Source organism: Haloarcula sp. CBA1129 (assembly GCF_008729015.1).
In the GTDB taxonomy this organism is placed as follows: domain Archaea; phylum Halobacteriota; class Halobacteria; order Halobacteriales; family Haloarculaceae; genus Haloarcula.
Genome location: NZ_RKSM01000001.1, coordinates 3,028,114 through 3,053,844, shown reverse-complemented (window position 1 = coordinate 3,053,844; position 25,731 = coordinate 3,028,114). Strand labels below are relative to the sequence as shown.

At 64.4% G+C, this 25,731-nt stretch carries 28 protein-coding genes; 10 read left to right on the top strand and 18 right to left on the bottom strand.

From position 1 onward, the window contains the following. Nucleotides 1-55: 55 nt before the first annotated feature. A complete protein-coding gene (locus Har1129_RS15430; RefSeq protein WP_151101537.1) occupies nucleotides 56-817 on the bottom strand; it encodes an alpha/beta fold hydrolase in 762 nt (253 codons plus the stop codon). 82 nt (nucleotides 818-899) lie between these two features. Between Har1129_RS15430 and Har1129_RS15425 the strand changes: the two genes are divergently transcribed. Continuing rightward, nucleotides 900-2,762 (top strand): cation:proton antiporter, encoded by a 1,863-nt coding sequence (locus Har1129_RS15425; RefSeq protein WP_151101536.1) that lies wholly within the window; start codon nucleotides 900-902, stop codon nucleotides 2,760-2,762. Nucleotides 2,763-2,780: 18 nt separating this feature from the next. On the opposite strand, the gene Har1129_RS15420 is transcribed toward Har1129_RS15425, so the two are convergent. The 4 genes from Har1129_RS15420 to Har1129_RS15410 all read right to left on the bottom strand — a co-directional run bounded on the left by Har1129_RS15420 (nucleotide 2,781) and on the right by Har1129_RS15410 (nucleotide 7,187). Then, on the bottom strand, nucleotides 2,781-2,972 hold the full coding sequence (locus Har1129_RS15420; protein WP_151101534.1) for a hypothetical protein: 192 nt from the start codon (nucleotides 2,970-2,972) through the stop codon (nucleotides 2,781-2,783). Nucleotides 2,973-2,975: 3 nt separating this feature from the next. Further along, nucleotides 2,976-3,125: a hypothetical protein gene (locus Har1129_RS20715; RefSeq protein WP_191906090.1), complete on the bottom strand. Its 150-nt coding sequence runs from the start codon at nucleotides 3,123-3,125 to the stop codon at nucleotides 2,976-2,978. 190 nt (nucleotides 3,126-3,315) lie between these two features. Further along, entirely contained in the window at nucleotides 3,316-6,099 is a 2,784-nt protein-coding gene (alaS, locus tag Har1129_RS15415) for an alanine--tRNA ligase (RefSeq protein WP_151101532.1), read from the bottom strand. A 110-nt stretch (nucleotides 6,100-6,209) separates the two neighbouring features. After that, entirely contained in the window at nucleotides 6,210-7,187 is a 978-nt protein-coding gene (locus Har1129_RS15410) for a replication factor C small subunit (RefSeq protein WP_151101530.1), read from the bottom strand. A 77-nt stretch (nucleotides 7,188-7,264) separates the two neighbouring features. On the opposite strand from Har1129_RS15410, the gene Har1129_RS15405 reads away from it, so the two are divergent. The 3 genes from Har1129_RS15405 (at nucleotide 7,265) to Har1129_RS15395 (ending at nucleotide 8,537) form a co-directional block, all read left to right on the top strand. Then, a complete protein-coding gene (locus Har1129_RS15405; RefSeq protein WP_151101529.1) occupies nucleotides 7,265-7,465 on the top strand; it encodes a ubiquitin-like small modifier protein 2 in 201 nt (66 codons plus the stop codon). Between the two features lie 29 nt (nucleotides 7,466-7,494). Continuing rightward, complete coding sequence (locus Har1129_RS15400) at nucleotides 7,495-7,875, top strand: GNAT family N-acetyltransferase (RefSeq protein WP_151102172.1); 381 nt, start codon at nucleotides 7,495-7,497, stop codon at nucleotides 7,873-7,875. An 86-nt stretch (nucleotides 7,876-7,961) separates the two neighbouring features. Further along, on the top strand, nucleotides 7,962-8,537 hold the full coding sequence (locus Har1129_RS15395) for an RDD family protein (protein ID WP_151101527.1): 576 nt from the start codon (nucleotides 7,962-7,964) through the stop codon (nucleotides 8,535-8,537). A 2-nt stretch (nucleotides 8,538-8,539) separates the two neighbouring features. On the opposite strand, the gene Har1129_RS15390 is transcribed toward Har1129_RS15395, so the two are convergent. The 3 genes from Har1129_RS15390 to larB form a co-directional block, all read right to left on the bottom strand. Beyond that, nucleotides 8,540-9,937, bottom strand: a complete 1,398-nt coding sequence (locus tag Har1129_RS15390) for a phosphoglucomutase/phosphomannomutase family protein (protein WP_151101525.1) — start codon at nucleotides 9,935-9,937, stop codon at nucleotides 8,540-8,542. 123 nt (nucleotides 9,938-10,060) lie between these two features. Continuing rightward, the gene (locus Har1129_RS15385) at nucleotides 10,061-10,345 is read right to left on the bottom strand and encodes a GIY-YIG nuclease family protein (RefSeq protein ID WP_191906089.1); all 285 of its coding nucleotides are present in this window, start codon (nucleotides 10,343-10,345) and stop codon (nucleotides 10,061-10,063) included. Nucleotides 10,346-10,624: 279 nt separating this feature from the next. After that, the gene (gene larB / locus Har1129_RS15380; protein ID WP_151101523.1) at nucleotides 10,625-11,389 is read right to left on the bottom strand and encodes a nickel pincer cofactor biosynthesis protein LarB; all 765 of its coding nucleotides are present in this window, start codon (nucleotides 11,387-11,389) and stop codon (nucleotides 10,625-10,627) included. A gap of 289 nt (nucleotides 11,390-11,678) precedes the next feature. Between larB and Har1129_RS15375 the strand changes: the two genes are divergently transcribed. After that, the gene (locus Har1129_RS15375; protein WP_004517708.1) at nucleotides 11,679-11,846 is read left to right on the top strand and encodes a hypothetical protein; all 168 of its coding nucleotides are present in this window, start codon (nucleotides 11,679-11,681) and stop codon (nucleotides 11,844-11,846) included. A gap of 51 nt (nucleotides 11,847-11,897) precedes the next feature. On the opposite strand, the gene rpiA is transcribed toward Har1129_RS15375, so the two are convergent. Beyond that, a complete protein-coding gene (gene rpiA / locus Har1129_RS15370; RefSeq protein WP_151101520.1) occupies nucleotides 11,898-12,578 on the bottom strand; it encodes a ribose-5-phosphate isomerase RpiA in 681 nt (226 codons plus the stop codon). A 58-nt stretch (nucleotides 12,579-12,636) separates the two neighbouring features. Between rpiA and Har1129_RS15365 the strand changes: the two genes are divergently transcribed. After that, nucleotides 12,637-12,813, top strand: a complete 177-nt coding sequence (locus Har1129_RS15365; RefSeq protein ID WP_370455427.1) for a hypothetical protein — start codon at nucleotides 12,637-12,639, stop codon at nucleotides 12,811-12,813. Between the two features lie 84 nt (nucleotides 12,814-12,897). Beyond that, nucleotides 12,898-14,214, top strand: a complete 1,317-nt coding sequence (gene glmM / locus Har1129_RS15360; RefSeq protein ID WP_151101517.1) for a phosphoglucosamine mutase — start codon at nucleotides 12,898-12,900, stop codon at nucleotides 14,212-14,214. 471 nt (nucleotides 14,215-14,685) lie between these two features. Here the strand turns inward: glmM and Har1129_RS15355 are convergent, their stop codons facing one another. The 7 genes from Har1129_RS15355 to Har1129_RS15325 form a co-directional block, all read right to left on the bottom strand. Then, nucleotides 14,686-15,270, bottom strand: a complete 585-nt coding sequence (locus Har1129_RS15355; RefSeq protein WP_151101515.1) for a hypothetical protein — start codon at nucleotides 15,268-15,270, stop codon at nucleotides 14,686-14,688. 46 nt (nucleotides 15,271-15,316) lie between these two features. Beyond that, nucleotides 15,317-15,754: a DUF2391 domain-containing protein gene (locus tag Har1129_RS15350; protein ID WP_394349640.1), complete on the bottom strand. Its 438-nt coding sequence runs from the start codon at nucleotides 15,752-15,754 to the stop codon at nucleotides 15,317-15,319. 264 nt (nucleotides 15,755-16,018) lie between these two features. Continuing rightward, nucleotides 16,019-16,696 (bottom strand): uracil phosphoribosyltransferase, encoded by a 678-nt coding sequence (gene upp / locus Har1129_RS15345; RefSeq protein ID WP_151101511.1) that lies wholly within the window; start codon nucleotides 16,694-16,696, stop codon nucleotides 16,019-16,021. Nucleotides 16,697-16,736: 40 nt separating this feature from the next. After that, the gene (locus tag Har1129_RS15340) at nucleotides 16,737-19,538 is read right to left on the bottom strand and encodes a TRAP transporter fused permease subunit (protein WP_151101509.1); all 2,802 of its coding nucleotides are present in this window, start codon (nucleotides 19,536-19,538) and stop codon (nucleotides 16,737-16,739) included. Continuing rightward, nucleotides 19,535-20,023, bottom strand: a complete 489-nt coding sequence (locus Har1129_RS15335) for a DUF1850 domain-containing protein (RefSeq protein WP_151101507.1) — start codon at nucleotides 20,021-20,023, stop codon at nucleotides 19,535-19,537. The genes Har1129_RS15340 and Har1129_RS15335 overlap by 4 nt, the downstream gene beginning before the upstream one ends. 60 nt (nucleotides 20,024-20,083) lie before the next feature. Further along, the gene (locus Har1129_RS15330) at nucleotides 20,084-21,103 is read right to left on the bottom strand and encodes a TAXI family TRAP transporter solute-binding subunit (protein ID WP_151101505.1); all 1,020 of its coding nucleotides are present in this window, start codon (nucleotides 21,101-21,103) and stop codon (nucleotides 20,084-20,086) included. Nucleotides 21,104-21,302: 199 nt separating this feature from the next. Continuing rightward, complete coding sequence (locus Har1129_RS15325; RefSeq protein ID WP_151101503.1) at nucleotides 21,303-21,995, bottom strand: type 1 glutamine amidotransferase domain-containing protein; 693 nt, start codon at nucleotides 21,993-21,995, stop codon at nucleotides 21,303-21,305. A gap of 257 nt (nucleotides 21,996-22,252) precedes the next feature. Between Har1129_RS15325 and Har1129_RS15320 the strand changes: the two genes are divergently transcribed. Continuing rightward, nucleotides 22,253-22,951: a DUF5828 family protein gene (locus Har1129_RS15320; protein WP_151101502.1), complete on the top strand. Its 699-nt coding sequence runs from the start codon at nucleotides 22,253-22,255 to the stop codon at nucleotides 22,949-22,951. An 80-nt stretch (nucleotides 22,952-23,031) separates the two neighbouring features. Here the strand turns inward: Har1129_RS15320 and Har1129_RS15315 are convergent, their stop codons facing one another. Further along, nucleotides 23,032-23,313 carry a hypothetical protein gene (locus tag Har1129_RS15315; RefSeq protein WP_151101501.1) on the bottom strand — a complete coding sequence of 94 codons (282 nt, stop codon included), beginning with the start codon at nucleotides 23,311-23,313 and terminating at the stop codon, nucleotides 23,032-23,034. 121 nt (nucleotides 23,314-23,434) lie between these two features. Here Har1129_RS15315 and Har1129_RS15310 point away from each other — a divergent pair, with 121 nt between their 5' ends. Continuing rightward, complete coding sequence (locus Har1129_RS15310) at nucleotides 23,435-24,634, top strand: inorganic phosphate transporter (RefSeq protein WP_151101500.1); 1,200 nt, start codon at nucleotides 23,435-23,437, stop codon at nucleotides 24,632-24,634. Nucleotides 24,635-24,638: 4 nt separating this feature from the next. Here Har1129_RS15310 and Har1129_RS15305 read toward each other — a convergent pair whose 3' ends face one another. Continuing rightward, nucleotides 24,639-24,854, bottom strand: a complete 216-nt coding sequence (locus Har1129_RS15305; protein ID WP_151101497.1) for a hypothetical protein — start codon at nucleotides 24,852-24,854, stop codon at nucleotides 24,639-24,641. Between the two features lie 176 nt (nucleotides 24,855-25,030). Between Har1129_RS15305 and Har1129_RS15300 the strand changes: the two genes are divergently transcribed. Beyond that, the gene (locus Har1129_RS15300) at nucleotides 25,031-25,714 is read left to right on the top strand and encodes a hypothetical protein (RefSeq protein ID WP_151101494.1); all 684 of its coding nucleotides are present in this window, start codon (nucleotides 25,031-25,033) and stop codon (nucleotides 25,712-25,714) included. Nucleotides 25,715-25,731 lie beyond the last annotated feature (17 nt).

Sequence of the window (25,731 nt, the reverse complement as noted above, 5' to 3'; positions counted from 1 at the left end):
CCTATCAGGCCGCGTATTTGTGGGTTGCGTCCGGTCAGTCGGCCGCTCCGGTCACTCACTCGGTCTGCTCGTCCAGCAGCGCCAGCAAGCGGTCGGTCACCGCCGGCGCGTGCTCGATATAACAGCAATGGCGGCCCTCGACGGCCTCCCCGGTCCCGCGGGGGAGGTCGGCCGCCAGCGACTCCGCGGCCTCGGGTTCGACGACGGGGTCGTCCAGCCCGTAGTACACCTCGGCGGGCTGGGTGATTTCGTACAGCGGCGGCGCATCGAAGGCTGTCATCGCTGTAGTCTGCGCGTCGCGGGCCGCGCCAGTCGCATCCTCGTCGGCGCGCCAGCCTTCGATTCGCTCCATGAGTTCCGGGTCGTGGTCGCGAAACGCCGACGAGAACGCCCCGTCAAGCGACGACGGGGAATCGAGCGCGAGCCCATCCAGTGCCGCCCGGTCGACGGCGTCGCCGGACCCGGCCGTGCAGTACAGCGTCAGCGAGCGGGCGCGGCTGTACTGGTGGGCATACTGGAGTGCGACCATCCCGCCGAGACCAGCCCCGACGAGGTGGGCGCTCCCAACGCCGTGGTCGGACAGAACGGCTTCGAGGTCGGCCGCCAGCGTGCCCACATCGTACGGCCCCGCCGGTGCGTCCGACCGGCCAGTGCCGCGGAGGTCCCATACCACCGTCTCGTACGGGCCGGCAACGGCGTCGTAGTGCCAGCCCCAGAGCCACGCGCCGTATCCTACGTCGTTGATGAACACGACAGTCGGGCCATCGCCGTCAGCCTCGTAGTAGAGGGATACGTCGCCGTTACGTGCGGTCGGCATTGTCCGCCGGTTCCGTCGCTGGCAGTGTGGCTCTTTCGGTGCGTAGGTCTTTAGCGCTGGCTGTCGAAGGGCCGCCAATCCCGTGTCCGGAGCAGCATCACTTATCGGCGCTGTCGTGTTGGTCGTGAGTCTGGGTGTCGCCGCGCAACTGGTCGCCGACTGGCTCCAGATCCCAAGCGTCGCCTTCCTGCTGGTCGCCGGCGTCCTCGTCGGCCCGCAGGCGTTCGGGCTGGTCGACCCCGCGATATTCGGGCAGACCGGGCTGCAGGCCATCATCGGCCTCAGCGTCGGCATCATCGTTTTCGAGGGGGCCTTCCACCTCACCGTCGAGCGGGTCCGTGAGGCGTCAAGAGAGGCGCTGGGACTAGTGACAATCGGCGCGTTCGTCTCGCTTGTCGGAACCGCAACGGCCGTCAAAGTCGTGTTCGGGACGACGTGGCCGGTGGCCGTCCTCGTCGGGAGCCTGCTAATCGCCACCGGACCGACGGTCATTACGCCCATTATGCAGGTCGTCCCGGTCCGTGACCGGGTCGCTGCTGCACTGGAGACAGAGGGGATTATCAACGACGTGACCGCCGCTATCCTCGCGGTGGCGACGTTCGAGTTCGTCATTGCAAGCCAGTCCTCGCCGGTGGTCGTCGTCGAGGCGTTCATCGCCCGGCTGGTCGTGGGCCACGTCGTCGGCATCGCCGTCGGCGGCGGCATCGCACTGCTGCTTCAACGGTGGCACCTCTCGGCGGACAACGCCACACAGAACGCCCGTGTCGTGGTCCTGACCGCAGCGCTGCTATCGTACGCACTGGGGAGTATGTGGCTCTCAGAGGCCGGCATCGCAGCCGCCGCCGTCGCCGGGATCGTGCTTGGGAACGCCGACATCCCTCACGAGGAGGAAGTAGCCGACTTCAAGGGCGGCATCACGTTGTTTGTCCTTTCGTTTGTGTTCATCGTGCTGGCCGCCCAGCTATCGCTCGGCGACCTGCGCGCGCTCGGGTTCGGCGGCCTCGTGGTCGTTATCGCCGTCGTCGCGCTCGTCCGCCCGCTGGGCGTGTTCCTCTCGACGCTGGGCGGTCGGCTGACGGTTCGCGAGCGGATGTTCGTCGGTGCAATGGGGCCACGGGGTATCGTTCCGGCCAGCGTCGCCACGCTGTTTGCCATCGAGCTGCGGCCAGAAAACCCGGAGGCTGCGACGGTCCTCGTCGGCACTGTCTTTCTCGTCATCTTCGCAACCGTCATGTTTCAAGGCGGGCTGGCCCGTCACTTCGCGCAAGCGCTTGACATCCTTCCCATGCAAACACTCATCGTCGGTGGCGGTCGTGTCGGTCGGGAACTGGCAGTGCGGTACGAATCACGCGGCGAGGAGGTCGTTCTCATCGACAGCAACGAAGACACGGTCGAGCGGACCCGGGCGGACGGCCACCGCGTCGTCCGCGGGGACGCGACGGACGCGAGCGTCCTCGAAGAAGCAGGGGCAAACCGGGCATCCGTCGTCGTCGCCGCGACCGCAGACGACGACGTGAACCTGCTCGTCGCACAGCTGGCGACGACTCGGTTCGATGTCGATACGGTGGTCGCCAGAGCGAACCAGCCGGACAACGTCGAGGCCTTCGAGGACCTCGATGTCGAAACGATCTCCGCCGGCTTCGCCGTCGCCGACGCCATCGACGACGCGGTCGAGCGACCATCTCTCGCCCACTGGCTGTCGGACTCCGCTCGCACCGGAGACGTACTGGAGGTCGAACTCAGGAACGACTCGCTGACCGACCGGACGATAGCGGAAACAGCGGAAGAACTCCCGAACGGGTGTCTGGTCGCAATGGTGAGCCGCAACGGAACCGACAGAGTCCCCGACAGGGACTTCCGTCTTGCGAGCGGCGACCACCTGACGCTCGTCTGCGAGACCAACGAGGCGATGCAGGACGCCAGAAGACTGTGTCAGAGCGAATAGGCGCGCGATAGACGCTGGTCAGCGCAGTTCCTCAAGCGAGACAGTCGCTGATCGGTCCGCGGTGACCCATTCGGTCACGGATTGCTGGAGGTCCGAGGGAAAAATCGTCAGTTCCGATGGGTTCTCGGGGTCGTCGTACCGGCAGTCCAGTTCGAACTCGGGCGTTTCATCCAAGTCGGTGTCCGACGGGGGCGTCGTGGTCGTACTCATGAGTCAGGTAGCACGGGTACTGCTGCAGTTGTCACACAGTTCGTCGGGACCGCTCGCAGCGGGGACACCGGTCCCACAACGCCGACACGTCCGTTGTGACCGAACGTACTCGGTGTGGGCCTTGATGTGGTCGATGTCACGTTTTTCGACCATATCCGATATAGATGGGCAGTTACTAAAAATACTTTTGGAAGGGCATCCAGATACACCTAATACAACTAAATGTAATTGTATCCATTGAGTGGATTTGGGTCGTTCGGGCAGAACATCGAGCCCCAATCGGACAACTGTGCGAAGCGATGGCTACAGAGCGGCACCAACGGCGAGAAAGAACGGGGACCGTTCAGACGTTTGCGACAGTTCGCAGGATCTCCGGCGCGTCGTCGAGCGCGTCGTCGAGCGCGTCCGTGTCGGGACCGCCACCCTGTGCGAAGTCCGGCGGGCCGCCGCCGCCACCGCCGACACGACCCGCGAGTTCGCCGACGACCTCGCCCGCGTCGACATCGACACCGTCGGGGACGGAGACGACGAACTGCGCGCCGTCGAGTCCCGACCCGAGCACCGCGATGTTGCCCTGCTCGACGATGGCGTTGGCCTGCGCGCGGAGCTCGTCCATGTCGGCGTCGATGCGCTGGACGACGGCGGTCGCCTCGCCCACGTCGACTTCCTCGCTGTCGCCGCCACCGCTGGCGCGGGCCTCGGCGAGTTGCTCTTTGAGCTGTTCGATCTCCTTGCCGCGGGCCTTCCACTCGTCGAAGAACCGTGCGGCGGTCTCCGGGACAGCATCGGGCGCGACGTCGAGGATATCTGCGGCCTCGGTGAGTGCGTCCTCGGTGCGCTGGGTGGCCTCGATGGCCGCGTTGCCCGCCGCGAACGTCAGGCGGATGACGCCATCCTGAATCCGCTCGGTGTTCAGCAGTTTGACGGCTCCGATATCACCAGTGCGGGCGACGTGGGTGCCACCGCAGGCCTGTACGTCGTCGCCGACGGTGATGAGCCGAATCTGCTCGCCAGCCGGAATCCCGCCCTGATAGAGGTCGAAGCCGTGGCGCTCCTCTGCCTCGTTGCGGTCGGGCCATTCCTGAGAAACGGTGATGTTGTCCTGAATGATGTCGTTTGCGAGGCGTTCGATTGCCTTGACCTCCTCGCGGCTCACCGATTCGTAGTGGCTGATATCGATGCGAGCGGAGTCGGTCCCCTTCTGGGCCCCGGCCTGCCTGACGTGCTCGCCGAGCACCTGCCGGGCACTGTGGATGACGATGTGGGTCGCCGTGTGGTGTTGCATCAGACGCTGCCGACGGGTCGCGTCGACCTGCCCGCGAACGAACTCGCCCTTGCCGGGGTCGTCGTCGCAGGTGTGGACGATTACGTCGCCGTACTGCTGGACGTCAGTCACCTCGGCGGAGACATCGTCAGTTGAGAGCGCGCCCTCGTCCGGCGGCTGGCCACCGCCTTCGGGGTAGAACATCGTCTGGTCGAGCACTACGTCGTAATCCCCGTCGTCGCGGTCGAACACCTCCAGAACGACAGCCTCGAACTCGGTCCGCTGCTGGTCCTCGTAGTAGAGCCGGTCGGTCTCGGGCAGTTCTTCGAGCCGGTCCGCGTAGGGTGTCTGTGACTCCTCGGTGTCGGTGTCGTCGCCGCCGTGGCGCTGGGCGACGACCGCATAGAAGTCATCTGGCACGTCCACATCGACGCCTTTCTCGGCGGCGATCTCCTCGACCATGTCCGGCTGAATGCCGTGGGAGTCGTACAGTTCGACCAGTTCTGCGGTCGGAATCGGCTCACCTTTCTCCGCATACTCGCCGGCCAGCTGGCGGACGCGCCGGCCGCCGCGGTCCAGTGTCTCGCGGTACTTCTCGACCTCGGTACGGACGATGTCGCGGATAGTATCGCGGTTCTCGTAGTCGAGGCGTTCGGCCTGCATATCGACGAGTTCGTCCAGCGGCGCGTCAACGCCGACGCCATCGGCCAGTCGCTTCGTGCGGCGCAGCACCATCCGTGCCAGATAGCCAGTTCCGACGTTCGAGGGGACGATGCCGTCGCCGAGCATGTACGCGAGCGTGCGGCAGTGGTCGGCAATGGCGTAGATGTCCTCAAGCGGTGCCATCAGGGCCCGCATCTCCTCGACCTCGACGCCGATTTCGGCGGCGATGGTGTCGCGTTCGGCCTCGATGTCTTCGGCCTCGTCGATGTCCATCCGGCCCGCGAGTTTCGCGGCCTCGTGGACGATCCGCTCCTCTTCGTCGGTGAGTTCGATGCCGGCGTTGTCCTTGAGGAAGGCGATCATGTCGGGGTAGACGGCCTCGTACACCGTCGGCGTCCCCTGACTCATCCACGTCCAGCGTTCGAGCCCGTAGCCGGTGTCGACGATGTAGGTGTCCATCGGCGAGTACCGGTTGCCGTCTTTCATCTCGTACTCGCCATCGGGGTCCTGCTCCATCGACATGAAGACCAGCGTGGCGAGTTCGGCCCCGCGGTAGATGACCTCGATGGCCGGGCCAGCGTTGCCGCCGCCGACCCACGGGTCCTCGATGTAGACGATTTCATCGAGGTTCGCGCCCATCTCCTCGAACAGTTCGTCACAGTACCGGACTGTTTCGTCCTTCCAGTACACCTCGCCCTCGTAGGCGTACTGCTCGGGGTCTTCGATGTCCTCTCGCGCGTTGAACGCGTGGTGGGCCATCATCTCGAAGGCCATCGTGTGTCGGCCGGTCTTGCCGACGTTGTCGATGTCCTGCATCCGGATACAGGGCTGGCTGATACACAGCGGGTTCGCCGGCGGCGGCGTCGTCCCCGAGGTCACCAGCGGCTGGAAGTCGTAGATCGACGCCTGCGTCAACAGTACGTCGTCGCGCCAGCGGTTGGCCGCGACCGGGTACGGGTCGATGCGCTCGTGGTCGCGCTCCTCGAAGAAAGAGAGGAACGCCTCGCGCATCTCCGTCAGCGAGTGGGACTCGTCGAAGCCGGGGTTGTCGATGAAGTCGTACTCGGCACACGGCGGCTCGCCGCAGGTCTCGCGCTCGACACGGGACCAGAACATATCGCCACAGGAGGCACACTCCTGTCTGTGGAAGCCTTCCTCTTCGAAGTAGTCGAGTTGGTAGGCCTCGTCGAGGTCGCTCATTGGTGTTCAGTTGGCCCACGTTCGCCTAAAACTGTTCCGAAGGGGCCGAGTATTGAGCCGGGCATTACTGTTGTCAGGGAGACGTAGTCGAACTACAACGAAAGAGACGCTTACTCGCCCTGTGCGAGCGAGGCCAGCATCGCTTCGAGCTGCACGCGCTCGTTCGCGCCGCGGGTGATGCGGTAGTCGGTCTCGCCGATACGTTCGAGCACCCGGACAGCTGCCTCGTCGCCGATGTCGAACTCCCAGATAGAGCGGTGCAGTTGGTCGATGATGTCACCGCCGGCGATCCCTTCCTCGGTCAGCAGTCTATCGAGGGTCGCCCGGGATGCGGTGAAGTCGCCGTCCAGCGCCGACTGGACCATCGTCCGAATCTCCTCTGGACGGGCCGTCGAGGTGATAGCGTACACCGCCGACTCATCGACCGTATCACCGCTGACCGACGCGGCTTGCAGGCCGTTGATGGCTTTCCGCATATCACCGTCAGCGGCGTAGACGAGCGCGTCGAGTCCATCCTCGGTCAGTTCGATGTCCTCCTCGGCGGCGATATTTCGGATTTCTTCGGCGACGGCATCGTCGGCCAGCGGCGAAAACCGAAAGACCGCACAGCGTGACTGAATCGGGTCGATAATCTGGCTGGAGTAGTTACACGAGAGAATGAAGCGAACGTTGTTCGAGAACTGTTCCATCGTCCGGCGCAGGGCCGACTGGGCGTCGGACGTGAGGGCGTCGGCCTCGTCGAGGAAGATGATACGGTACTCGACGCCGCCGAAACTCGTCCGGGCGAAGTTCTTGATGCGGTCCCGGACCACGTCGATACCGCGCTCGTCGGAGGCATTCAGTTCGAGGAAGTGCTCGCGCCAGTCGTCGCCGTACAGTTCGCGGGCGATAGCCGTCGCACACGTCGTTTTCCCCGTCCCCGCAGGGCCGGAAAAGAGCATGTGGCTCAGGTCGTTGCGCGAGACGTAGCTCTTGAGCCGCCCGACGATGTTCTCGTGGCCCATCACGTCGTCGAGCGTCTGCGGGCGGTACTTCTCGATCCAGACCTCCTCGCGTCCCGCCCGCGACTCGGACTCGGCCTCACTCATGGACGATGGGAAGCGTGGGCCGGTCTTAAACCCCGCGAGTCGACAGTCTCAGGTGCCTCGGCGGAGTACGTCCGGGCATGCACGTCACCGTCGAAATCGCCGGCGAGGACACCCACGAACTGGAGGTGGGCGACGGCGCGACCTACGCCGACCTGCTCGCGCCGGTCGACCTGAGCCCCCACGAGGTGTCCGTCCTCGTCGACGGCGAGCACGTGCCGACGGACCAGCCAGTCGAGCACACCCACGTTCGGGTCGTCAGGCTCATCAAGGGCGGCTGAGTCGCTGAACAGTGGCCTCTAGCACAGCGATGCACGTCCGTACAGCGCACCTCGACGAAGTGCCCGCCGTGATGAACGTCCTCGACGGGGCGGTCCTCTCAATCGCCGTCGAGACCGTGCGAGCGGGTGCTGAAGACGGCGGCACACTCGTCGCAGCGTCCGGTGACAGCGAGACGGATGGGCGCATCCTCGGCGCACTCGTGCTCAACGGGTCTCACATCGAAGCTGTCGCTGTCCGCCGCAGTCGCCGCGACCAAGGCATCGGAACAGCACTCGTCAAGGCCGCGCTCGACCGGCGCGACCGGGTCACCGCCGAGTTCGACGCGGACGTGCGACCGTTCTACGACGCTCTGGGGTTCGATATCGAGCCGCTGGACGAGCCCGACCGGTTTCGTGGCGAGCGCGCGTAGCCGTCGCAGTTTCTCAGGAACGGGTCGCAACGGTTGGCACGGCGTCGTAACATTCTTTAGATAGTTTCGAGAACGGTTTTAAGACAATGGCAGCAACTGTCGCTGAAAACGCAGTCGAAGCTCGGGATGACCGGGTCGTCGCATACCTCATCGATTTCGCTATTCTGAGCGCCGTCGCATTCGGGCTATGGCTCGTCACGTTCGTTCTCAACACGGTCCTCTCGGTCGGGGCGATGGCCGCCGCCTCGCCCGAGAGCCCGGGCGCGATGGGCGGCGGGTCGATGCTGGCCGCGGGGCTGCTGGGTATCGTCATCAACTTCGCCCTATGGCTCGCTATCGGTGCGGTACTCGTCTATTACTTCGGCTACTACGCCGAGTCGAACGAAACAGTCGGAAAGCGGTCCCAGAACGTCGCGGTCGTCGACGAGAACGGCGCGCCGCCGAGCCAGCGTGACCGGTTAGTCCGGACGGGCGTGCTACTCGCGCCGTTCCCGATTATGCTCCTTCTGGGCGGCATTCTCGGCGGGTTCGGGTTCGTGTTCGCGCTCGTTCTGATGGTCGGTTGGCTCCTCGTCGAGGCGGCCGTCATGTTCGTGAGCGACGACGCACAGCGCCTCGGCGACCGCGTGGCCGGGACGTACGTCGTCAGCGAAACCAAGTGAGGTCAGACCAGCGGTTCGACCAATTCGCGGCCCGCTTCTAATAGCTCTTCGACGCGCTCCGCACTCGATGCCTCGGCGTAGACGCGAAGTTTCGGCTCCGTTCCGGAGGGGCGGACAAGCACCCACGTCCCGTCGTCGAGTCGGATCTTGAACCCGTCCACGGTGTTGATACCGTCGACAGGGACCCCCGCCAGTGTGTCGGGAAGTGCGGTTTCGAGGTCGTCGAGGACTGACTCCTTGCGGTCGTCCGGACAGTCGACGCTGATCCGGTTCTGGTGGATCTCGCCGTGTTCGTCCAGCAGTCGGTCGACGCGGGCATCGAGGGGCTCCTCGTGCTCAGCGGCGGCGGCGACAAGCGCCACCAGCACGCCGTCCTTGTTCCGCAGGTGGTCCGGCAGGCCGAAGCCGCCGGACTCCTCGCCGCCGAACAGCGCGTCGTGGTCGGCCATCGCCTCGGCAACCCACTTGAAACCGACGGCGACCTCGTGGACGTCCTGTCCGTGTGCCTCGGCGACGCGGTCGACGATGCTGGACGTCGAGACTGTTCGGACGACGTCGCCCGTGCCGTCCTCCAGCAGGAAGTCGTACATCGCGGCGAAAAACAGGTTGGGGTCCAGATAGCCGCGGTCGGGCGTGACGACGCCGATGCGGTCGGCGTCGCCGTCGTTGATGATGCCCAGCGCGGCGTCGCCCTCGCTGACCTCCTCGACGAGTCCTTCGGCGTTTTCCGCTGACGGCTCGGGCGACCCACCGCCGAACTCGGGGTCCTGTACGCAGTTGAGCCGGGTCACGTCGGCCCCGGCCGCTTCAAGGAGTGCATCGGTGACGCCGCGGCCGCTGCCGTACAGCGCGTCGTAGGCGACCGGCAGGCCGTCGAGGTCGGTGTCGACGAAGTCCAGCGCGTGGTCGTGGAACGGACCGATGAGGTCGTCCTCGGTTCGCTCACCCCACTCGTCTTCGGGGAGCGGGTCGAGGACGGCGAGGTTCTCCTCGAAGGCGGCCGTCCAGTCGGGCAGCGCCGGCGAGCCGTCGCCGGGGATGAACTTCACGCCGTTGTACTCCGGTGGGTTGTGACTGGCCGTGATCTGGAGCGCCCCCGCGAGATCACGATCCTTGACCGTCCAAGCGACAATCGGCGTCGGCGTGTCCCGGTCCGGCAGGAGTACGTCGAAGCCGTTCGCGCGCAGGACGTGTGCGAGTTCGTCTGCGAACCCGGGCGAGGTTTCGCGGGCGTCGTACCCGATGGCGACGGTCCCGGTCGCCCCGCGCTCGGCGAGCGTCGTGGCAACGGCCTGACCCACCATCCGGACCCGCGGCTTTGTAAATACGTCCAGCGTCGCTCGCCAGCCGTCCGTCCCGAAGGCGATTGCACCTGCGTCGGCATCCGCATCGTTGTCCATGTCCCGCGGTTCTCAGCCCCTCGACAAAAAATCACGCCCAATCACCGAGCGGTCACTGCCCGTTTACCGGTGAAAGGAGTCGAGCGTCGGCATCTGAGACGGCAGCACGGTCGTTTCTGCGGCTCAGAGATCAAAGTCAGCTTCGGCGTCGCTGGCCTCGACGAGCCGCTCCTTCTCCGCTCTCGTGTACTGTTTGATCTCGTACTCACGACTCATCGCTTCGGACTGTGAGTCGAACGACTCGACGTGGATCAGTTCGACCGGGGTTCGGCCGCGCGTGTACTTCGCGCCGTTTCCGGTGTCGTGTTCGCGGACGCGGCGCTCTACGTCGGTCGTATAACCGGTGTAAAACGTGTTGTCGTCACACCGGAGGACGTACACGTGGTAAGGGCTCCGCGCGGTAGTCATCGCACGATGCTGGTGGCCCAGTGGGCCTCACACTTGTTGGGCGCGCTCTCTCGATACCTCGGCAATGCCAGCGTTTGCCGAGCAGTTGGGACAAGCCCTGATATGCCCGCGTTCATCCGCGAACACTCGGGCGAACTGGTCTGAGACGTGCGCGCCGCAATGATCACATTCAGGCATCGTGTTCGTCGGCGACACCACCGCCGACGTATACGCGTACGCGCGTTGTTCTCATAGCTCTTTACCCAAATACTTGGGTATGTCCGCGGTCGGCGAGGTTGTCTATGTCCGCGCATCGTCGAGCTGTCTGGCGATTAGGCCGGCCTGCGTTCCGGCGGTGAAGCCGGCATCGATGTTCACAACGGAGAGGGCGGTGCAGGACTGGAGCAGCCCCGAGAGGGCTGCCTCACCCTCGCCGCCATGGCCGTAGCCGGTCGAGACCGGGAGGCCGATGACCGGTACGTCCACGAGACCGGCAACGACCGTCGGGAGCGCGCCTTCGCGGCCTGCTGCGACGATCAGCACGTCCTGATCTCGGAAGCCATCGACCGCGTCGACCGTCCGTGCGAGGCTCGCAACGCCGACGTCGTCGATGCGAGTCACGGTCGCCCCCATCTCCTCGGCGATGAGCGCGGCTTCACCGGCTGGGACGGCGTCGGACGTCCCAGCGGTGACGATGCCTACTGATGCATCAAGCGACGGACGCTCGAACGCAGGTGTCGTCGCTACCAACCAGTTTGAGCGGTCGTCCCATCGGACCGTCGCGTCCGGGGCGGTCTCGTCCAACCGCTCCCGAACGGCCGTTGCAGTGGACGTATCGAGCCGCGTCACGATAGCTCGGTCCGTCGTTTCGATAGCTGTCGCCGCCAGATCCGCCACTTCCGCTGGTGTCTTCCCGTCCGCGAGGACGGCCTCGGGAACGCCAGCGCGGTCCTCCCGAGCGGCGTCGAACCGACCGGCCCCACTGGTCGCATAGCCCGCAAGCGCCGCCTCGGCCTCCGCCGGGGAGAGGTCGCCTGCCGCAACCGAATCGAGTATATCGCGCATAGGAGTTATTGAGAGATACGGCCACTCCTATCCGTCGGTCCCCAGTCGTCGTCTCGTCCCAATCAGGGCCGGACCTGTGCGAGCGCGCGTGAGCGACGCTCGGCCGGAGTAACGCGATAATAGCGGTCTAGCGCAGCCGAATGGGCACATTCTGATGGATCCTTTCGGACACAATTGCGGATTTATAAGCGGTTATGTGTCGTATAACGCCTCAAACTGCCGGTAATAGGGTCGAGAGCGAACTAATTGGAGAAAGTATATAAGTAACCCCCGTCGATACCTCGTCTGTATGGCAGACCTAATCGTCAAAGCCGCCGTTAAGGAAGAGCTCAACGACATGAACGTAGCGTCCGACTTCTACGACGCACTCGACGAGGAAGTCGAAGAGCTGCTTCAGGACGCAGCCCGCCGAGCCGACGAGAACGACCGGAAGACGGTCCAGCCGCGCGACCTGTAAGGTCGTTTCGAGCAGCGTATTTTTTGACGCAAGCCAACCAGCGACAGCTCTCTACGGCGTTCGAACGGTGACGCCGTCTGTCGTGCCGACGTGAACCTCGTCGGCCATATCGACGAACAGCCCGTGCTCGACGACGCCGGGGAGCGCCGAGAGGGCAGCTGCGAGTTCGGGTGGGTCCTCGATGGCACCGAAATCGCAGTCAAGCACGAGGTTCCCGTTATCGGTGACAACAGGGCCGTCCTTGCGCTCTGCACGACGGAGCGCCGGGTCGCCACCCAAGTCCTCGACCGCCGCGGCGACCGTCGAGCGGGCCATCGGCAGTATCTCAACAGGTACCGGCACCGAGAGCCGCTCGGCTTCTTTCGTCGGGTCGGCGACGACGAGGAAGCGGTCGGCGTTCGCGTCGACGATTTTCTCCCGTGCGTGAGCCGCGCCGCCACCTTTGATGAGGTCACCGTCGGCTACCTCGTCAGCCCCGTCGATAGCGAGGTCGACCGACACATCCGCAAGGTCGGCCAGCGGAATCCCGCAGTCCCGGGCCAGCTGGCGGGACTGGAAGGACGTAGGGACGCCGACGATGTCGAGTCCGGCGTCGACCGCCCGCCCGATAGCGCGGATAGCGTAGGCCGCCGTCGATCCCGTCCCGAGGCCGACCACCATACCGTCCTCGACTGCTTCGGCTGCTGATTCCCCCGCTACCTGTTTCGCTGCGTCGGAGCCGCCCTGTTTCATATGCGGTGGGTCGACAGACGCGGACAAAACGTTTGTTCTCCCGGCCGCAAGGGTCCGTATGACCGCCTGCACGTACTGTGGCTGTTCGGTCGAGGCCCACGATCCCGTGTTCGTCAGCGAGTCGTCCGACGGAGAGCCGACAGCACGGTTCTGTAACTACGGCTGCCTCTCCGCTCACATCGACGAGGCTGACCTGACGACCGGCACAGCCTGCGAGTGGGCACCGACGCAGTGACGGAGCGAGCGGCAGCACCAGCAGCCCACAGTACCTGTCCGATGCCGGATGGATTTTAGGGGTGGCCCGACCCAGAGAGCAGTAATGACACAGTTCGGAACGAGCGGGATTCGGGGTCCCGTCGGCGAGACGGTCACGGCCGAGTTGGCGCTCTCCGTGGGGCGGGCACTTGGCATCGACTGCGAGCGGGTCGTCGTGGGCCGGGACCCGCGGGCGAGCGGCGAGTATCTGCAGGCGGCGCTGGAGGCTGGCCTCCGTGAGAGCGGTGTCGACGTGATCGACCTCAGCGGTGCAGCGACGCCCACCATCGGCCGGGCGGTGGCGTGGCAGGACGCCGACGCCAGCGTCGCAGTGACGGCCAGCCACAACCCGCCGGAAGACAACGGTATCAAGCTCTGGCAACCCAGCGGACAGGCCTTCGATGCGGACCTGCGGTCGACTATCGAGCAGCGGCTTGACGAGGACGCGTTCGAGCCGGCTGACTGGGACGAGAGCGGCAACATCGAGTCCCGGGATGCCAGTCAGCGCCATGTTGACGCGCTGGTCGAGGAAATCGGCGAGAGCGACCTCGACAGCCACGTCGTCGTCGACCTCGGCAACGGCGCAGGCCGGGTCAGCGTCGACGCCCTCTCGGCGCTGGGCTGTACCGTCGAAACGCTCAACGGCCAGCCCGACGGCGCGTTCCCGGGCCGGCCCTCGGAGCCGAAAGCCGAGAACTGCGAGTCGCTGGCGACGCTGGTGGCCGAATCCGACGCCGACCTCGGCATCGCACACGACGGCGACGCCGACCGGATGCGGGCGGTTGCGGGCGACGGGACCTTCCTCTCGGGCGACGTGTTGCTGGCCGTGTTCGCCCGTACTGCGGCGTCACCGGGCGAGCGGGTCGCCGTCCCGGTCGATACGAGCCTCGCCGTCGAGGACCACCTCAGCGATATCGACGTGGCCGTCGAGTACACTCCGGTCGGGGACGTGTACGTCGCCGAGGCCGCGAGCGCCGAGGGCGTGGCCTTCGGCGGTGAACCAAGCGGTGCGTGGATCTGGCCCGAGCGAACGCTGTGTCCGGACGGTCCGCTGGCGGCCTGTACTGCCGCGGCGCTGGACAGCGAGCGTCCGCTGGGCGACCGCGCCGCCGACGTCCCGGAGTATCCCATCCGCCGGGATAGCGTCGAAACTGACCGGAAGGAGACCGTGATGGACCGCGTCCGTGAGACGGTGACCGGCGCTTACGACGACGTGACGACGCTCGACGGTGTCCGTGTCGATCTCGGCGATGCGTGGTTCCTCCTGCGGGCCAGCGGGACCCAGCCGCTCGTTCGGATTACCGCCGAAGCCCGTGATACAGACCGTGCTGACGCGGTGTTTGAAGAGGCACGGACACGCCTGACAGACGCGCTAGTATAGACACTGAAACGCTTGTGCGGTGAAACAGCGAGTGGGAGCGAGTTCAGCCGGCGAGGAAAACGTCCCCGCAACCGTCAGGTCACAGGGCGGCAGTTCCTGATCGGTTCTATCCACGGCGTGTGGACCGGGCCTCACGGACGTCTGCCCCGTCACGAATCTTGTCCTCGCACTGCGGACAGACCCTGGGCTTTTCGACCCCGTTCGGCGTGAACACACGCGCGTAGTCAGCCGTTACAAAATTACCGCAGTTCTGGCATTCCGGCATACAACCCTGTATGTGGGTTATACCCTCTTAATTGTTGTTGGTCTGGTAAGAGTTCTCATACGGGGTGTTGGCGTCGCTGCCGGGGGAAAACACCGTTTCGTTCGAGAGAGGGAAACGCCATCGGAGGACACAACGGACAGTATCGTGTCAGTCGGCGGCCACAACCACACCGAAAGAGTCGGAGATTCGGGGCGGTTCGTATCCGGTTACTCCTCGAAGGAACTCGAAACGGTTCCGTCCTCGGACAGTTCAATGACGCCGTCAAAGAGTTCCCGGAACCTCGCGACCGTCTCCTCGTCGTGGACCTCGTCGGCGAGGTGGAACATCCCGACGGCGTCGTACTCTGCAAGCAGGCCAAGGATATCTTCGACAGCCGACAGTGCGCCGTCCTCGTCGGCGTAGTAGATGAGTTCCGTCAGCGAGTCGAAGGTCACGCGGAGTTTCCCGTCGTGGTCCTGTAGGAACGTCTCGGCCTCCGAGACAATACCGGAGAGATCGTCGGGCGCGGAGACGTATCGGACGCTTTCGGACTGGCGACGAGTGTAGCCACGTTCGACCGACAGCGTGTCGAGGATGGTCGCCTTCGACTCGTCGACCTCGTAGTACTCCAGTTTCTGCTTGACCTCCCGGGCAGTGGTCCGGGTCGAGATGACGAGCATCGAGTCCGTGTCGGTCGCGAGGAAGTCCGTATCCAGTCGGTCCGTCTCGCCGGTACTCGGGTGCAGGAGCAGTACCCCCGTGCCACCCGGAACGGTCTCGGGTGCGTTGTCGATAGCCAGCGTATACTCCATATGCACATCAAGGAGTGGGGAACCCAATTAAGTGTGCGGGTCCCGGTCAGAACACGCTGTCCGCCGTCGCAGCCCCGACGACGCTGAAAATCGCACCGACGATGATCGCTTTCAGGGTCGTCAGGGCGACGGCAATCGGCGTCGGGTCCGGCAGAATCCCACCGTCGACGAGAAACGTGTCCGGTGCGGTCAGCGCCGTCGCGAGGATGGCGACCGAACCGAACGCCACGATCATCAGCGAGACGAAGCGGACCGGAATACCAGCGACTTCCGCCTCTGTGTCGATATCCCGGCCGGCATCAGCCTTGTACAGCGCCCCGTAGCCGATAGCGAACACGATACCGACGACGAGCACCGCGTGATACCAAGACATATTCTCAGCGAGGACCCATACCTCCTCGGTCACGACGAACGGTCCCGCGAGCAGGAACCCTCCGACGAGTTGCTGGGCGGTGTCTGCGACCCGGTATCGGCGTCGAACCATACCGGGTTGCCGTTCCGTCAGTAGGAAAGCCTCCCGGTCCATCACTGCCAGCGAGAAGCCACATCCAGTCGCCGCGGGGCGGTTCATAGCCGTCAGTCTCGTTTCAACTGGACCAGTAGTGTGCTATCGTCTGTCGGTTTCCAGATGAAGCAAGGGGGTACAGCGGCTAGGGACAGACGGAAAATCGCGACATCATCGGCTGATTCGGGCTGCAAATAAAAACGTTTCGTCTCTCAGCTGACAGGTCGAACGAGCCGCGACCGCTCAGGTCGTCCGGAAGGCCCGGTCACCGGCATCGCCGAGCCCCGGAACAATGAACCCGTCATCGTCGAGTTCGTCGTCGATAGCGACGCTGATTATGTCTGCCTCCGGCTGGGCCTCCGAGACGCGGACGATGCCCTCGGGCGCGGAAACCGCGGCCAAGACGAGCAGGTTCTCCGGCTCTGTCTTTTCCGAAGTGATGTAGTCCAGTACCGTGGCCATCGTCGACCCGGTCGCAAGCATCGGGTCCGCGATGATGACGGTGTCGTCCTCGGTGATTTCGGGCAGTTTGACGTATTCGACCGATATCGGGAACTCACCATCGTCGTTCATGCCGGCGTCCTCGTCGCGGCTGGCGGAGATGACACCTTGCCTAGCGCGGGGGAACGCTTTGAGCAGTCCTTCGACGAACGGCGTCGCAGCGCGGAGGACGTTGACGATGACAACGTCGTCGAGTCCTTTGACCCGCTCGCCCATCGTCGTGGTCAGCGGCGTCTGGATCTCCGTGTACTCGGTCTCCATCCGGCCGTCGATGATTTCGTAGCCGCAGATACGACCGAGACGGACCAGTCCCTTCCGGAACGCGACCTGTTCGGTCTCGACGTTTCGTATCTTTGTCAGTTCATCTCGCGCCAGCGCGTGCGTGACGACGGATGCGTCGCCGCGCTGCTCGATTGGCATATCCGAGGCGTTGACCCCCGATGGGTTAAACGGTTCTCACTCACGTCGGCTCGGGCGTGCCTGACTGTCCCACAGGGTCACCGCCGCGCTGGCGGTTCTTCGCCATGAGGAAGAGGAACAGGGCGAGACCGACGCCGCGGAGTACAACGTCGAGCAGGACCGTCATCTCGCCGCCGGCGATACCGACGAGTCCGAGGAGGTCGTACAGCCCGGACACAGCGAGCGCGGGGGCCATCAGGAGCAGCGAACTGAACGCGAACGCCGCCCGCTCGCCCCGGGAGACCGGCGCGTACGCGAACCCGATGACCGTCGCCGCAAGCGCAACAACGCCGAGGAAGACGCCGATCACGGGTATCAGTACCTCGGGGATTGCGTAGCCGACATCGAGGAGGTCTGTAACCCCGACGACTCGGTATTTGTCCCCGATGTCAAGGCTGGCGGCGTCGGGGTTACGGCGAAGCAGAATGATGCCCGGCGTGACGATGAACGCGAACGGCACAATAGCCTTGTTCAGCGACAGCGAGAACGCCTCGATACCGGTCTCGAAGGCATCAGACTTCGCGACGCCGGAGGCAGCGTATGCGGCCACTGCGACTGGCGGCGTGATGTCGGCGATGACGCCGAAATAGAGGATGAACAGGTGCGCCGCCAGCAGCGGAACGCCGAACTCGGTCAGCGCCGGTGCGAGCAGGGAGACAAGAATGATGTAGGTCACCGTCGTCGGCATCCCCATTCCGAGGATGATCGAAGAGAACGCGGTGACGAGCAACAATAAGACCAGCGAGCCACCAGCGACGGCCGTGATGAGCGAGACGAGGTTCGGGCCAAGGCCGGAGACGCTGATGACACCCGGGATGATGCCGGCGGCGGCGACGGCGATGACGACCGGGACCGCGGTTCTGGCTCCGCTCTCCATTGATTTCCCGAGGAAGACGCCGAGCTTGTACAGCCCGTTCGAAGCCAGATCCGGGCGACCGACGGCGTCAGCGGTCGTCTCGGCGGCGTCGTCGACCGCACCGTCGAAGGAAAGCAGCGGCGAGTCGAGTCGGGGCCGGGTAATCAGCGTGAGGACACCGGCGAGGATGATCAACATACCGACGTTTCCGAGCGCCGCCGAAAGCGCGGAGCCAAGCGGTTGTGGGCCGGCCAACTCAAGTGCACCTTCCGCTGTTAGATCTGCCGCGACAAGGCCATCGATTCGGTCAAACAGCGCCGGAAACGCTGTAGTGGCCTGTACGAACCGATTGAACAGGTACCCGAAGATACCGTGCCCGGTGAAGTACTGCGTGAGCGTCGTCAGCCCGAAGAGAGACGCAAGTGTGATACCGAGTCGAGTTCGCGTCTCGTCGCTGTAGGCCGCGACAAGCGCGATGAGCGCGCCGATTGCGATAAGCGTGAACCACGCCGACCGGGCGACTGACAGCCGCTCGATGATGAGGTAGTACAGCAAAAGAACGAGCGGGACGAGGTAGAACCATCCGCTCCGGAGGTGGCTGCGGATGTTCACCAGCTCAGAAGAGTCGAGCCCGCCGATGTCTTCCTTGACCGCCTCGAAGTGGACCATCACCCAGACGCCGAAGAAGAAGACGATGGCGGGGATTGTCGCGACGACGATGACGTCAGCGAACGGCGTCGCCGTGTACTGGACGATGAGGAACGCGGCGGCTCCCATTACCGGGGGGAGAATCTGACCGCCCGAGGAGGCCGAGGCCTCGACGCCGCCGGAGAACTCCGGCGAGTAGCCCGACCGCTTCATCAACGGAATGGTGAACGCACCGGTCGTGACCGTGTTGGCGATGGACGAGCCGGAGATGGTTCCCATGAAGCCGCTGGCGAGGATAGACGCCTTCGCCGGGCCGCCCTTCCGCGTCCCCGTCGCGCCGTACGCAAGGTCGATGAACCACTGTCCCGCGCCGGACATTTCGAGGAACGCGCCAAAGAGGATGAAGATGTAGATGAACTGCACGGAGACGGTGACCGGAATCCCGAACACCCCGTTTTCGGTGTTGTACCAGAGGTTCTGGATGATAGATGGCCAAGACAGTTCCGGGATAGAGAGGACACCGACGTAGGCCGCATCCTGTGGAATGAGGACACCGAAGCGGGCGTAGACGACGAACGCCGCGACGATGACCATCAGCCAGAGGCTGATCGCCCGGCGGGTCGCTTCGAGGACAAGTATGACGCCGACAACGCCCAGCACGAACGCATAGGAGGTGTCGGCGAGTGGCCCGAGCAGGCCCGCTATCGGCTCCAAGTAAGTGAACACGTCCTGAATGGGGCGGCCGCGTTCGAGTCCCAGTGCGCGCATCCGCTGGATCTCGTCGAAGTCAGTGATGAAATACGCGGCCGACAGCACCGACAGGCCGATGAAGACGAAATCCGATGGTGTCACGCGGTCCATCTCGGCGTCCAGAAACGCCCAAGCGAGCACGCCGCCAACGGCGTGAACGGCACGAGACACCGGATGCTCCGCGCCGAATTTCTCGTCGACCAGCGACCCAAGCGCGATACAGCGCCGGGAGAGCGGGCCGTCGCCGGTGCTACCCGGATACAGCAGGAACGTCAGAATAAGGCCGAAAGAGACGTGGACAGCGTTGATCTGGAGCAGTTGTAGCGACGCGAACACGACATCACCGACACCCGGGAGCGAGAGCGAGAGGACGAACCCCTTCGCCGCGAGCCACATCTGAAACACCGAAAACGAAATGCCGATGAGCGCGACGAGGACAACCGCCCAGCCCCTGAGGGAGCGTTTTCGCTCAATCTCCTGCAGTACTTCGTCGACTTCCTCGTCCGATACGGCCTCCCCGTCGTCGTCAGGTCGTGTGTCGTCAGTCATGTGTTGAGCTGGTCTGTTGCGGCACCGAACGCCGAACGCTGGGTCACGTAGAGGTCGACCGAGCGGCCGTTGGTGCGAGCTACCAAGTCGTAGGTTTCGGCTCCGACGTGAAGTTTATGTCCTGCGACATCACCGGGAGAGACTGTCACGCGCGTGTAGTTCCCCGGCGGATCGAAGACGTACATCCCGTCTTCCCACGTGACGTTGGCCCCACTCGGGAGTCCCCAGCCGAACGATTCAAACTCCATGCGGGTCATTTCGAGGTGGTCACCTCGGACCGTGTACTCATCGTAGACACGGGTTTTTTCGACGCTGTGCATGTACTCCAGCGCGACGGTCGTTCCGTCCTCGACCGGGACCGTCAGATACTGTTCACCGGTCTCGGCGTCCGCAACGACCAGTGCACGGCCGCCGGGTAGCGCCGCTCCGCTCCCAATAAGGAGGAGGGCAGCGAGCAGTCCGATAGCAACGTATCGTCGTCTCATTCGATTGCTGGGTAATAGAAGACAGTTAGTGAACGATACGGATGTCGTCAGTCGGCGGCGTTACGCGTCGAAGTAGGTCGCCGCGCCGGGGTGGAGTTCGATGGACATCCCGTCCTGTGCGGACTCCTTGCTGATGAAGTCCGTCTTGATAGAGAGGTCGTCGACGTTGTCGAAGATTGCCGCGGTGACGCCTTCGACCGTCGATTCGGGCTGTTCGGCGTTCGTCGCGATCATCGCTTGAACGGCGACTGTTTCGACGTCCTCATCGACACCGGAGTAGGTGCCGCCGGGGATGGTGTCGTCAGCGAACCAAGAGGCGTCCTCCTTTGCTGCGTCGCGGTTGTCGCCGGAAATCGGGACAATGACGAGGTCGTTGGTGTTCGCGAGGTCCTCGATAGCGCCGACCGGCCAGCCGCCGACGACGAACGCGGCGTCGATGTCGCCGTTTCGGAGCTGGTCGGCGGCCTGTGAGAACGAGGCGTTCTGCTCGGTGAACTCAGAGATACCGACCGACTCCAGAATCTGGAGCGCATTGACCTGGGTCCCGCTACCGAGGTCGCCGGTGTTGATCGTCGCGCCTTCGAGGTCGGAGAGCTGCGTGATTCCTGTGTCCGCGAGGGTAACGAGCGTAATGGTCTCCGGGTACAGGGTCGCAACGCCGCGGAGGTTCTCGACGGCGTTGTCCTTGAACGCGTCGATGCCGGTGCCGTTCTTCGCGAACGAGGCGATGTCGTTCTGGATGAGCGCGAAGTCGGCGTCGTCGCTGGCGAGACTGCCGACGTTCTCGACGCTCGCGCCGGTCGACTGGACGTTCAGCGTGAAGTCCGTGTTGTCCTCTACGACCGTCTTGAACTCGTTCGAGAGCGGGAAGTAGGTGCCACCGGTGCCACCGGCGTGCCACGAGAGACGAGTGTCGACATCGCCGCCGTCGCCTTCGGTCATGTCGTCGCCCTCGGTCGTGCCACCGTCGCCTTCAGTCGATCCGCCGTCGCCACCGTCGCCGCCACAGCCAGCGAGTGCCGCGACACCTGCAACGCCTGCTGTCTTGAGGAACCGCCTGCGCGTGGAGTTGTTAGTCATACGTATGTCTACGTTGCACGGGGCCTTCAAGAAGGTTAGCTAGTACACAGTCGTTATTTGACTATATTGTGCGATACCGTATGACACCGTATTCTCGGGGACGGCGACCGCACGGAAGCGCTCGACCGGAGGAGATGTCTTCTGTTTCGAGAAATTCAGCTGTGTTGATGTGTGGCGGTAGCTGGCGTACCGGACCCCGTTACGCGGACGTCTCGATACCGAACTCATCGAGGAGCGTCCGGGCGGCCGCAGCCGACGACGGCGGGCCGCGAGCCGTGATGAGGTCACCGTCGACAGTGACGCTGGTGTCAGCGTCGAGTTCGGCGTCCCAGTCCGCGCCGGCCGCCTTCACTTCGTCTTCGACCCAGTACGGAAGCTTGCGGCCGTCGGGGAGCAGGTCGTTCTCGTCGACGATGCCTTCCTCCCAAGCGTTCGGGAAGCCGGTGACAGAGCGGCCGTCGACGAGGAACTCGCCGTCAGCGTCTCTGGCGAACGCCAGAATCCCGACCGTGTGACAGACGACAAGCGCCTTGCCGTCGTCGCCGGCGACGCTCTCGCGTAGCAGTTTCCGGGCGTGGACATCCTGCGTGATATCCCACTCCGCGCCGTGGCCGCCGGGGAACACGACGGTGTCGTAGTCCTCGGCGTCGGCCTGTGCCAGCGGAATCGGGTTGTTCAGGCGGTCGTCGGTCTCGTGGACCTCCCGAACGTGTTCGGAGAGTTCTTCGCCGACTTCTTCGGGGTCGACAGAGCGCTCGTCAAGCACCGGCGGTTCGCCGGTCGGTGTCGCCACCGTGATATCCAGACCAGCATCTGAGAGCGTCGTCAGCGGCTCGATACATTCTTCGCCCCAGTACCCGTGTTCGCTTACGACGAATAGTGCGGATGACATCAAACTACTATTCGCGTGCAATCCTTATAAGCGGCCGTTCGGTGTTGAGCGAAGCAGAACGGGCGGGTAGGTCACTGTACAGTGACACCACGCCGTCTACGTGTCGATATCGACAGTTTGGGACGAGTCAGCGCGAGCATATCAGATCTATCGGCACGGCGGAAACGTTTAACCCCACTGAGCAGCAATCCGCTGTGTACAGATGGACAGCCCACTAGCGCAGGTCACGCGGCTGTCATAGACCGATCTATTATACCATGGCAGACATCGAAGAGAGCGTTTCAGGATTCAAGACGAAGGGCGGCTGGGTCGACATCGTCGAGCACGGCGAGCGGATCACGCAGGCGCTGAAAGACATCGCGTCGGGCGAAGCTGTCGACGAGGACGCCCTCAGTGAGTTCGACGAGTGGCGGCCCAAAAGCCACGAACGGCTGGACGAGGACGTCAACGAGAAAACCGCCGACCAGGCGAGCGTCGACGAGGGCAAGGGGGAACAGGCCGGCAAGGGGCCGGACGAAGACCTCCAGACCGCCGGCGAAAAGCTCAGCGAGTCCTACGAGAACCTCGACGAGCCCGACGAGGCGATGGAGCGCTGGAGCGAATCCGTCGACTACGTGGCCCGCGCGGCCGACTCCGCCAGCCGAAAGGCGCTCCGGAAGGTCGAGGACACCGTCTATCGCAACGTGATGACACAGATCGCGCCCTACTACTTCGACAACGACCTCATCAGCGCGAACCTCCGCCGCGTCGGCGACGGTGACCGCCCCGAGTACGTCTTCGAGGTCAACGTCAACGACGACGACCTGAAGATGCGCGTCTCGAACAAGCTCGCTGACTTCGAACAGGCCGTCGACCGCTGGCACGTCGACACCGAAAAGGTAACCGAGGCTGTTGAGGCCGCTGAGGGTGTTGATGCGGTCGAGACAGGGGACGAGACGGACGCAAAAACGAACTAAGGCGGCCTCCGTGCCGCCGGCATTGATTTTGCGTCCGAGAAGCGAAGACGAACTAAGCGCTGATTCGGCCGCGCTGGTCGCTAGATAGCGTCGTCGGGGTCGTGGGCCTCGGCCATCCGCGTCGCTTCGGCCGCATACTGCGCCTTGAGGTCCGGGTCGTCGACTGACCCGAGGTTAGCCGGGTCCGCATCGACGGCGGCTGTCGTCTCCCGCACGTCGGAAAACGAGGTCAGCGCGCGCTCTTTGCGGAAGTACTGGTCGCCGTCGGGTGTCGCGTACGTGAGGATGATGAGGTTCTGTTCGTCGTCGGAGTAGGTCCGTTCGACCAGCCAGACACGGACAGTCTCTTCAGTGGCGGACATACGGAACCGAACCACGCGCGGCCACCTGAACGTTTGGCCGTGCTGTCGGATGTCGGCAGTCGGTCTCGCGAGGGCGCGCGAACGGTAGGCTCATTGCAGGCCGGGGCAAACGCCGTGACAGATGGTCGCGACGAGTACGATTGCGACGCTTGTTGTCGCGTCAGCCGCGAGTCTGTTCATGGCCTGGGCTATCGGTGCCGGGTCGTCCGGGTCCACACCGTTCGCGCCGGCCGTCGGTGCGAACGCGATTTCGGTGATGCGGGCCGGGTTCTTCGTCGGCCTCCTCGGGCTGTCGGGCGCAGTGCTCCAAGGGGCCAACGTCACGGAGGCCGTCGGCAGCGAACTCGTCGTGTTTCCGGACGGGGGGAGCCTGTCGGCCATCGCCGCCATCGTCGCGTTGCTGACGGCGGCGGTGCTGGTCGCTGTCGGGATCTTCACCGGCTATCCCATCGCGACGGCGTTTACCGTCACCGGTGCAGTCGTCGGTGTCGGACTGGCGATGGGCGGCCAGCCGGCGACGGCAAAATACATCGAAATCGTCTCGCTGTGGGTGCTGACCCCCTTCGTCGGCGGCGGCATCGCCTTCGGGACGGCGTGGTCGCTCCGGCACGAGGCGACAACCGAAGAGCGGCTCGTGCCGCTGCTGGGCGGGCTGGTCGGGATGATTCTGGCGAACATCGAGTTCGTCCTGCTCGCGCCGGGCAGCGAACAGGTATCGGTGGCTCGGGCCGTCGCACGTGCGGCCGACACGCCGATACTCCCGTCGATGGTCGTCGTCACGCTACTGATCGGAGCGGTCGCGTCGGGCCTGCTGTACCTAGACATGAGAGCAGATGCAGCCGCCGGACAGCGCCACTTCCTGCTGGTGATGGGGGGGCTCGTGGCGTTCTCCGCCGGCGGGAGTCAGGTCGGCCTAGCGCTGGGGCCGCTCGTGCCCCTGCTCGGTGAGGGACCGACGGCCGCCATCCCCATCACCGGGGTCCTGCTGTTCGGCGGCCTCGGCCTCCTTATCGGCTCGTGGACCGGCGCACCGCGGATGATAAAGGCGCTGGCACAGGACTACTCCTCGCTCGGCCCGCGGCGGTCCATCGGCGCGTTGATTCCGAGTTTCATCATCGCGCAGGCGGCCGTCTTCTTCGGCATTCCAGTGTCGTTCAACGAGATTATCGTCTCCGCTATCGTCGGCTCCGGCGCGGCGGCCGGTGGCGGCGAGGTCAGTCGGGAGAAGATGGGCAAAACGGTGCTCGCATGGGTTGGCTCGCTCGCGCTGGCGTTTGGACTGAGCTACGGTCTCTTTTGGATTATCGACGCGGCGCTGTAGCCAGTTAGCGACCCCAGACGTAGTTGTTCACGACCTCGTTCACGCGGGCCGAGAGCCGCCCCATCCAAGCCTCGGGCGAGATGCGCTCGATGTCCCGCCGGTCGACTTCGATTCGGTCGTCGCCGAAGGGGTCGTGAGGCTGTTCGCCCTCTGTTTCGTCGATTGCGTCGACGACGACGGTCATCGAGCAGCGGCCGCAGGCCTCGGTGTCTTTCGCCATGATTGTTGGTGACTAATTGCTGGGCCAGCATCAAAAACCTGCCGCGGCGGTCGTGTACAGCCCGTGACCGACCGTCGGCTGACCGACGCGCTTAAGACTCCGACACGGTATCGGCATGGTATGAGCTACCGCGGCATGGGTCCGGTCCGAACTGAACGCCCACGCGACTCGATACGATGAGCGAGGAATCAGAGTCCGGGTCGGTCGAGGAATCACCGGAGTACGGTGCGGACGACTGGGAGGACCCGGTCACCGGTGCGGTCCCGAAATCGGAACTGCCCGAGGAGATCGTCGAGAAAGTCCCACACTGGACGGACGACCCGTACTTCGACCGGGTGAGCGACCGCCTGATGTACAACTACACGCTGGAGCGGGACCACCGGCTCCGGGGCGAGCGCTGGGACCTCTACGGCGAGATGCGGGTCCTCAATCAGAAGCAGTTCTTCCACCCGGCGCTGTCTTACGGCGACCACGAGTCCGAGGAGTACCTTTACGCCCGCCGCGTCGACCGGCCGACGGTCGGCGAACTGAAGCGACTGGTCGAACTGGGCCACGACCTGGCCGACGAGCGCGTGACCGCCAACGAGGAACACTACCGAACCGACTTCACATTTGTCCTCATCGCCGACGAACTGCCCGAGGAGGTCCGGTCGTTCGTCGAGGGCCAGCGCGAGCGCACGCTCTTGAAGTACGGCTACTACGGCCATTACGAGGTCAATCTGGGCGTCATCGCTCCCGACGAGCAGGAGGCCGTCGCCGGCGAGGCCGCCGACGTAGTCGAGGCGTTCGTCCTCTGGGAAGACGTGACGACGCCAAGCGAGGGGGTCCTTTCGCGGCTCGCCAAGCGGTTCTGGAAATGACGCCGCCGAGCCGGCGC

Coding starts and splice junctions, on each gene's coding strand:
- Har1129_RS15430 (WP_151101537.1), bottom strand. CDS start 817: ATGCCGACCGCACGTAACGGCGACGTATCCCTCTACTACGAGGCTGAC.
- Har1129_RS15420 (WP_151101534.1), bottom strand. CDS start 2,972: ATGAGTACGACCACGACGCCCCCGTCGGACACCGACTTGGATGAAACG.
- Har1129_RS20715 (WP_191906090.1), bottom strand. CDS start 3,125: ATGGTCGAAAAACGTGACATCGACCACATCAAGGCCCACACCGAGTAC.
- alaS (WP_151101532.1), bottom strand. CDS start 6,099: ATGAGCGACCTCGACGAGGCCTACCAACTCGACTACTTCGAAGAGGAA.
- Har1129_RS15410 (WP_151101530.1), bottom strand. CDS start 7,187: ATGAGTGAGGCCGAGTCCGAGTCGCGGGCGGGACGCGAGGAGGTCTGG.
- Har1129_RS15405 (WP_151101529.1), top strand. CDS start 7,265: ATGCACGTCACCGTCGAAATCGCCGGCGAGGACACCCACGAACTGGAG.
- Har1129_RS15400 (WP_151102172.1), top strand. CDS start 7,495: ATGCACGTCCGTACAGCGCACCTCGACGAAGTGCCCGCCGTGATGAAC.
- Har1129_RS15395 (WP_151101527.1), top strand. CDS start 7,962: ATGGCAGCAACTGTCGCTGAAAACGCAGTCGAAGCTCGGGATGACCGG.
- Har1129_RS15390 (WP_151101525.1), bottom strand. CDS start 9,937: ATGGACAACGATGCGGATGCCGACGCAGGTGCAATCGCCTTCGGGACG.
- Har1129_RS15385 (WP_191906089.1), bottom strand. CDS start 10,345: ATGACTACCGCGCGGAGCCCTTACCACGTGTACGTCCTCCGGTGTGAC.
- larB (WP_151101523.1), bottom strand. CDS start 11,389: ATGCGCGATATACTCGATTCGGTTGCGGCAGGCGACCTCTCCCCGGCG.
- Har1129_RS15375 (WP_004517708.1), top strand. CDS start 11,679: ATGGCAGACCTAATCGTCAAAGCCGCCGTTAAGGAAGAGCTCAACGAC.
- rpiA (WP_151101520.1), bottom strand. CDS start 12,578: ATGAAACAGGGCGGCTCCGACGCAGCGAAACAGGTAGCGGGGGAATCA.
- Har1129_RS15365 (WP_370455427.1), top strand. CDS start 12,637: ATGACCGCCTGCACGTACTGTGGCTGTTCGGTCGAGGCCCACGATCCC.
- glmM (WP_151101517.1), top strand. CDS start 12,898: ATGACACAGTTCGGAACGAGCGGGATTCGGGGTCCCGTCGGCGAGACG.
- Har1129_RS15355 (WP_151101515.1), bottom strand. CDS start 15,270: ATGGAGTATACGCTGGCTATCGACAACGCACCCGAGACCGTTCCGGGT.
- Har1129_RS15350 (WP_394349640.1), bottom strand. CDS start 15,754: ATGGTTCGACGCCGATACCGGGTCGCAGACACCGCCCAGCAACTCGTC.
- upp (WP_151101511.1), bottom strand. CDS start 16,696: ATGCCAATCGAGCAGCGCGGCGACGCATCCGTCGTCACGCACGCGCTG.
- Har1129_RS15340 (WP_151101509.1), bottom strand. CDS start 19,538: ATGACTGACGACACACGACCTGACGACGACGGGGAGGCCGTATCGGAC.
- Har1129_RS15335 (WP_151101507.1), bottom strand. CDS start 20,023: ATGAGACGACGATACGTTGCTATCGGACTGCTCGCTGCCCTCCTCCTT.
- Har1129_RS15330 (WP_151101505.1), bottom strand. CDS start 21,103: ATGACTAACAACTCCACGCGCAGGCGGTTCCTCAAGACAGCAGGCGTT.
- Har1129_RS15325 (WP_151101503.1), bottom strand. CDS start 21,995: ATGTCATCCGCACTATTCGTCGTAAGCGAACACGGGTACTGGGGCGAA.
- Har1129_RS15320 (WP_151101502.1), top strand. CDS start 22,253: ATGGCAGACATCGAAGAGAGCGTTTCAGGATTCAAGACGAAGGGCGGC.
- Har1129_RS15315 (WP_151101501.1), bottom strand. CDS start 23,313: ATGTCCGCCACTGAAGAGACTGTCCGTGTCTGGCTGGTCGAACGGACC.
- Har1129_RS15310 (WP_151101500.1), top strand. CDS start 23,435: ATGGTCGCGACGAGTACGATTGCGACGCTTGTTGTCGCGTCAGCCGCG.
- Har1129_RS15305 (WP_151101497.1), bottom strand. CDS start 24,854: ATGGCGAAAGACACCGAGGCCTGCGGCCGCTGCTCGATGACCGTCGTC.
- Har1129_RS15300 (WP_151101494.1), top strand. CDS start 25,031: ATGAGCGAGGAATCAGAGTCCGGGTCGGTCGAGGAATCACCGGAGTAC.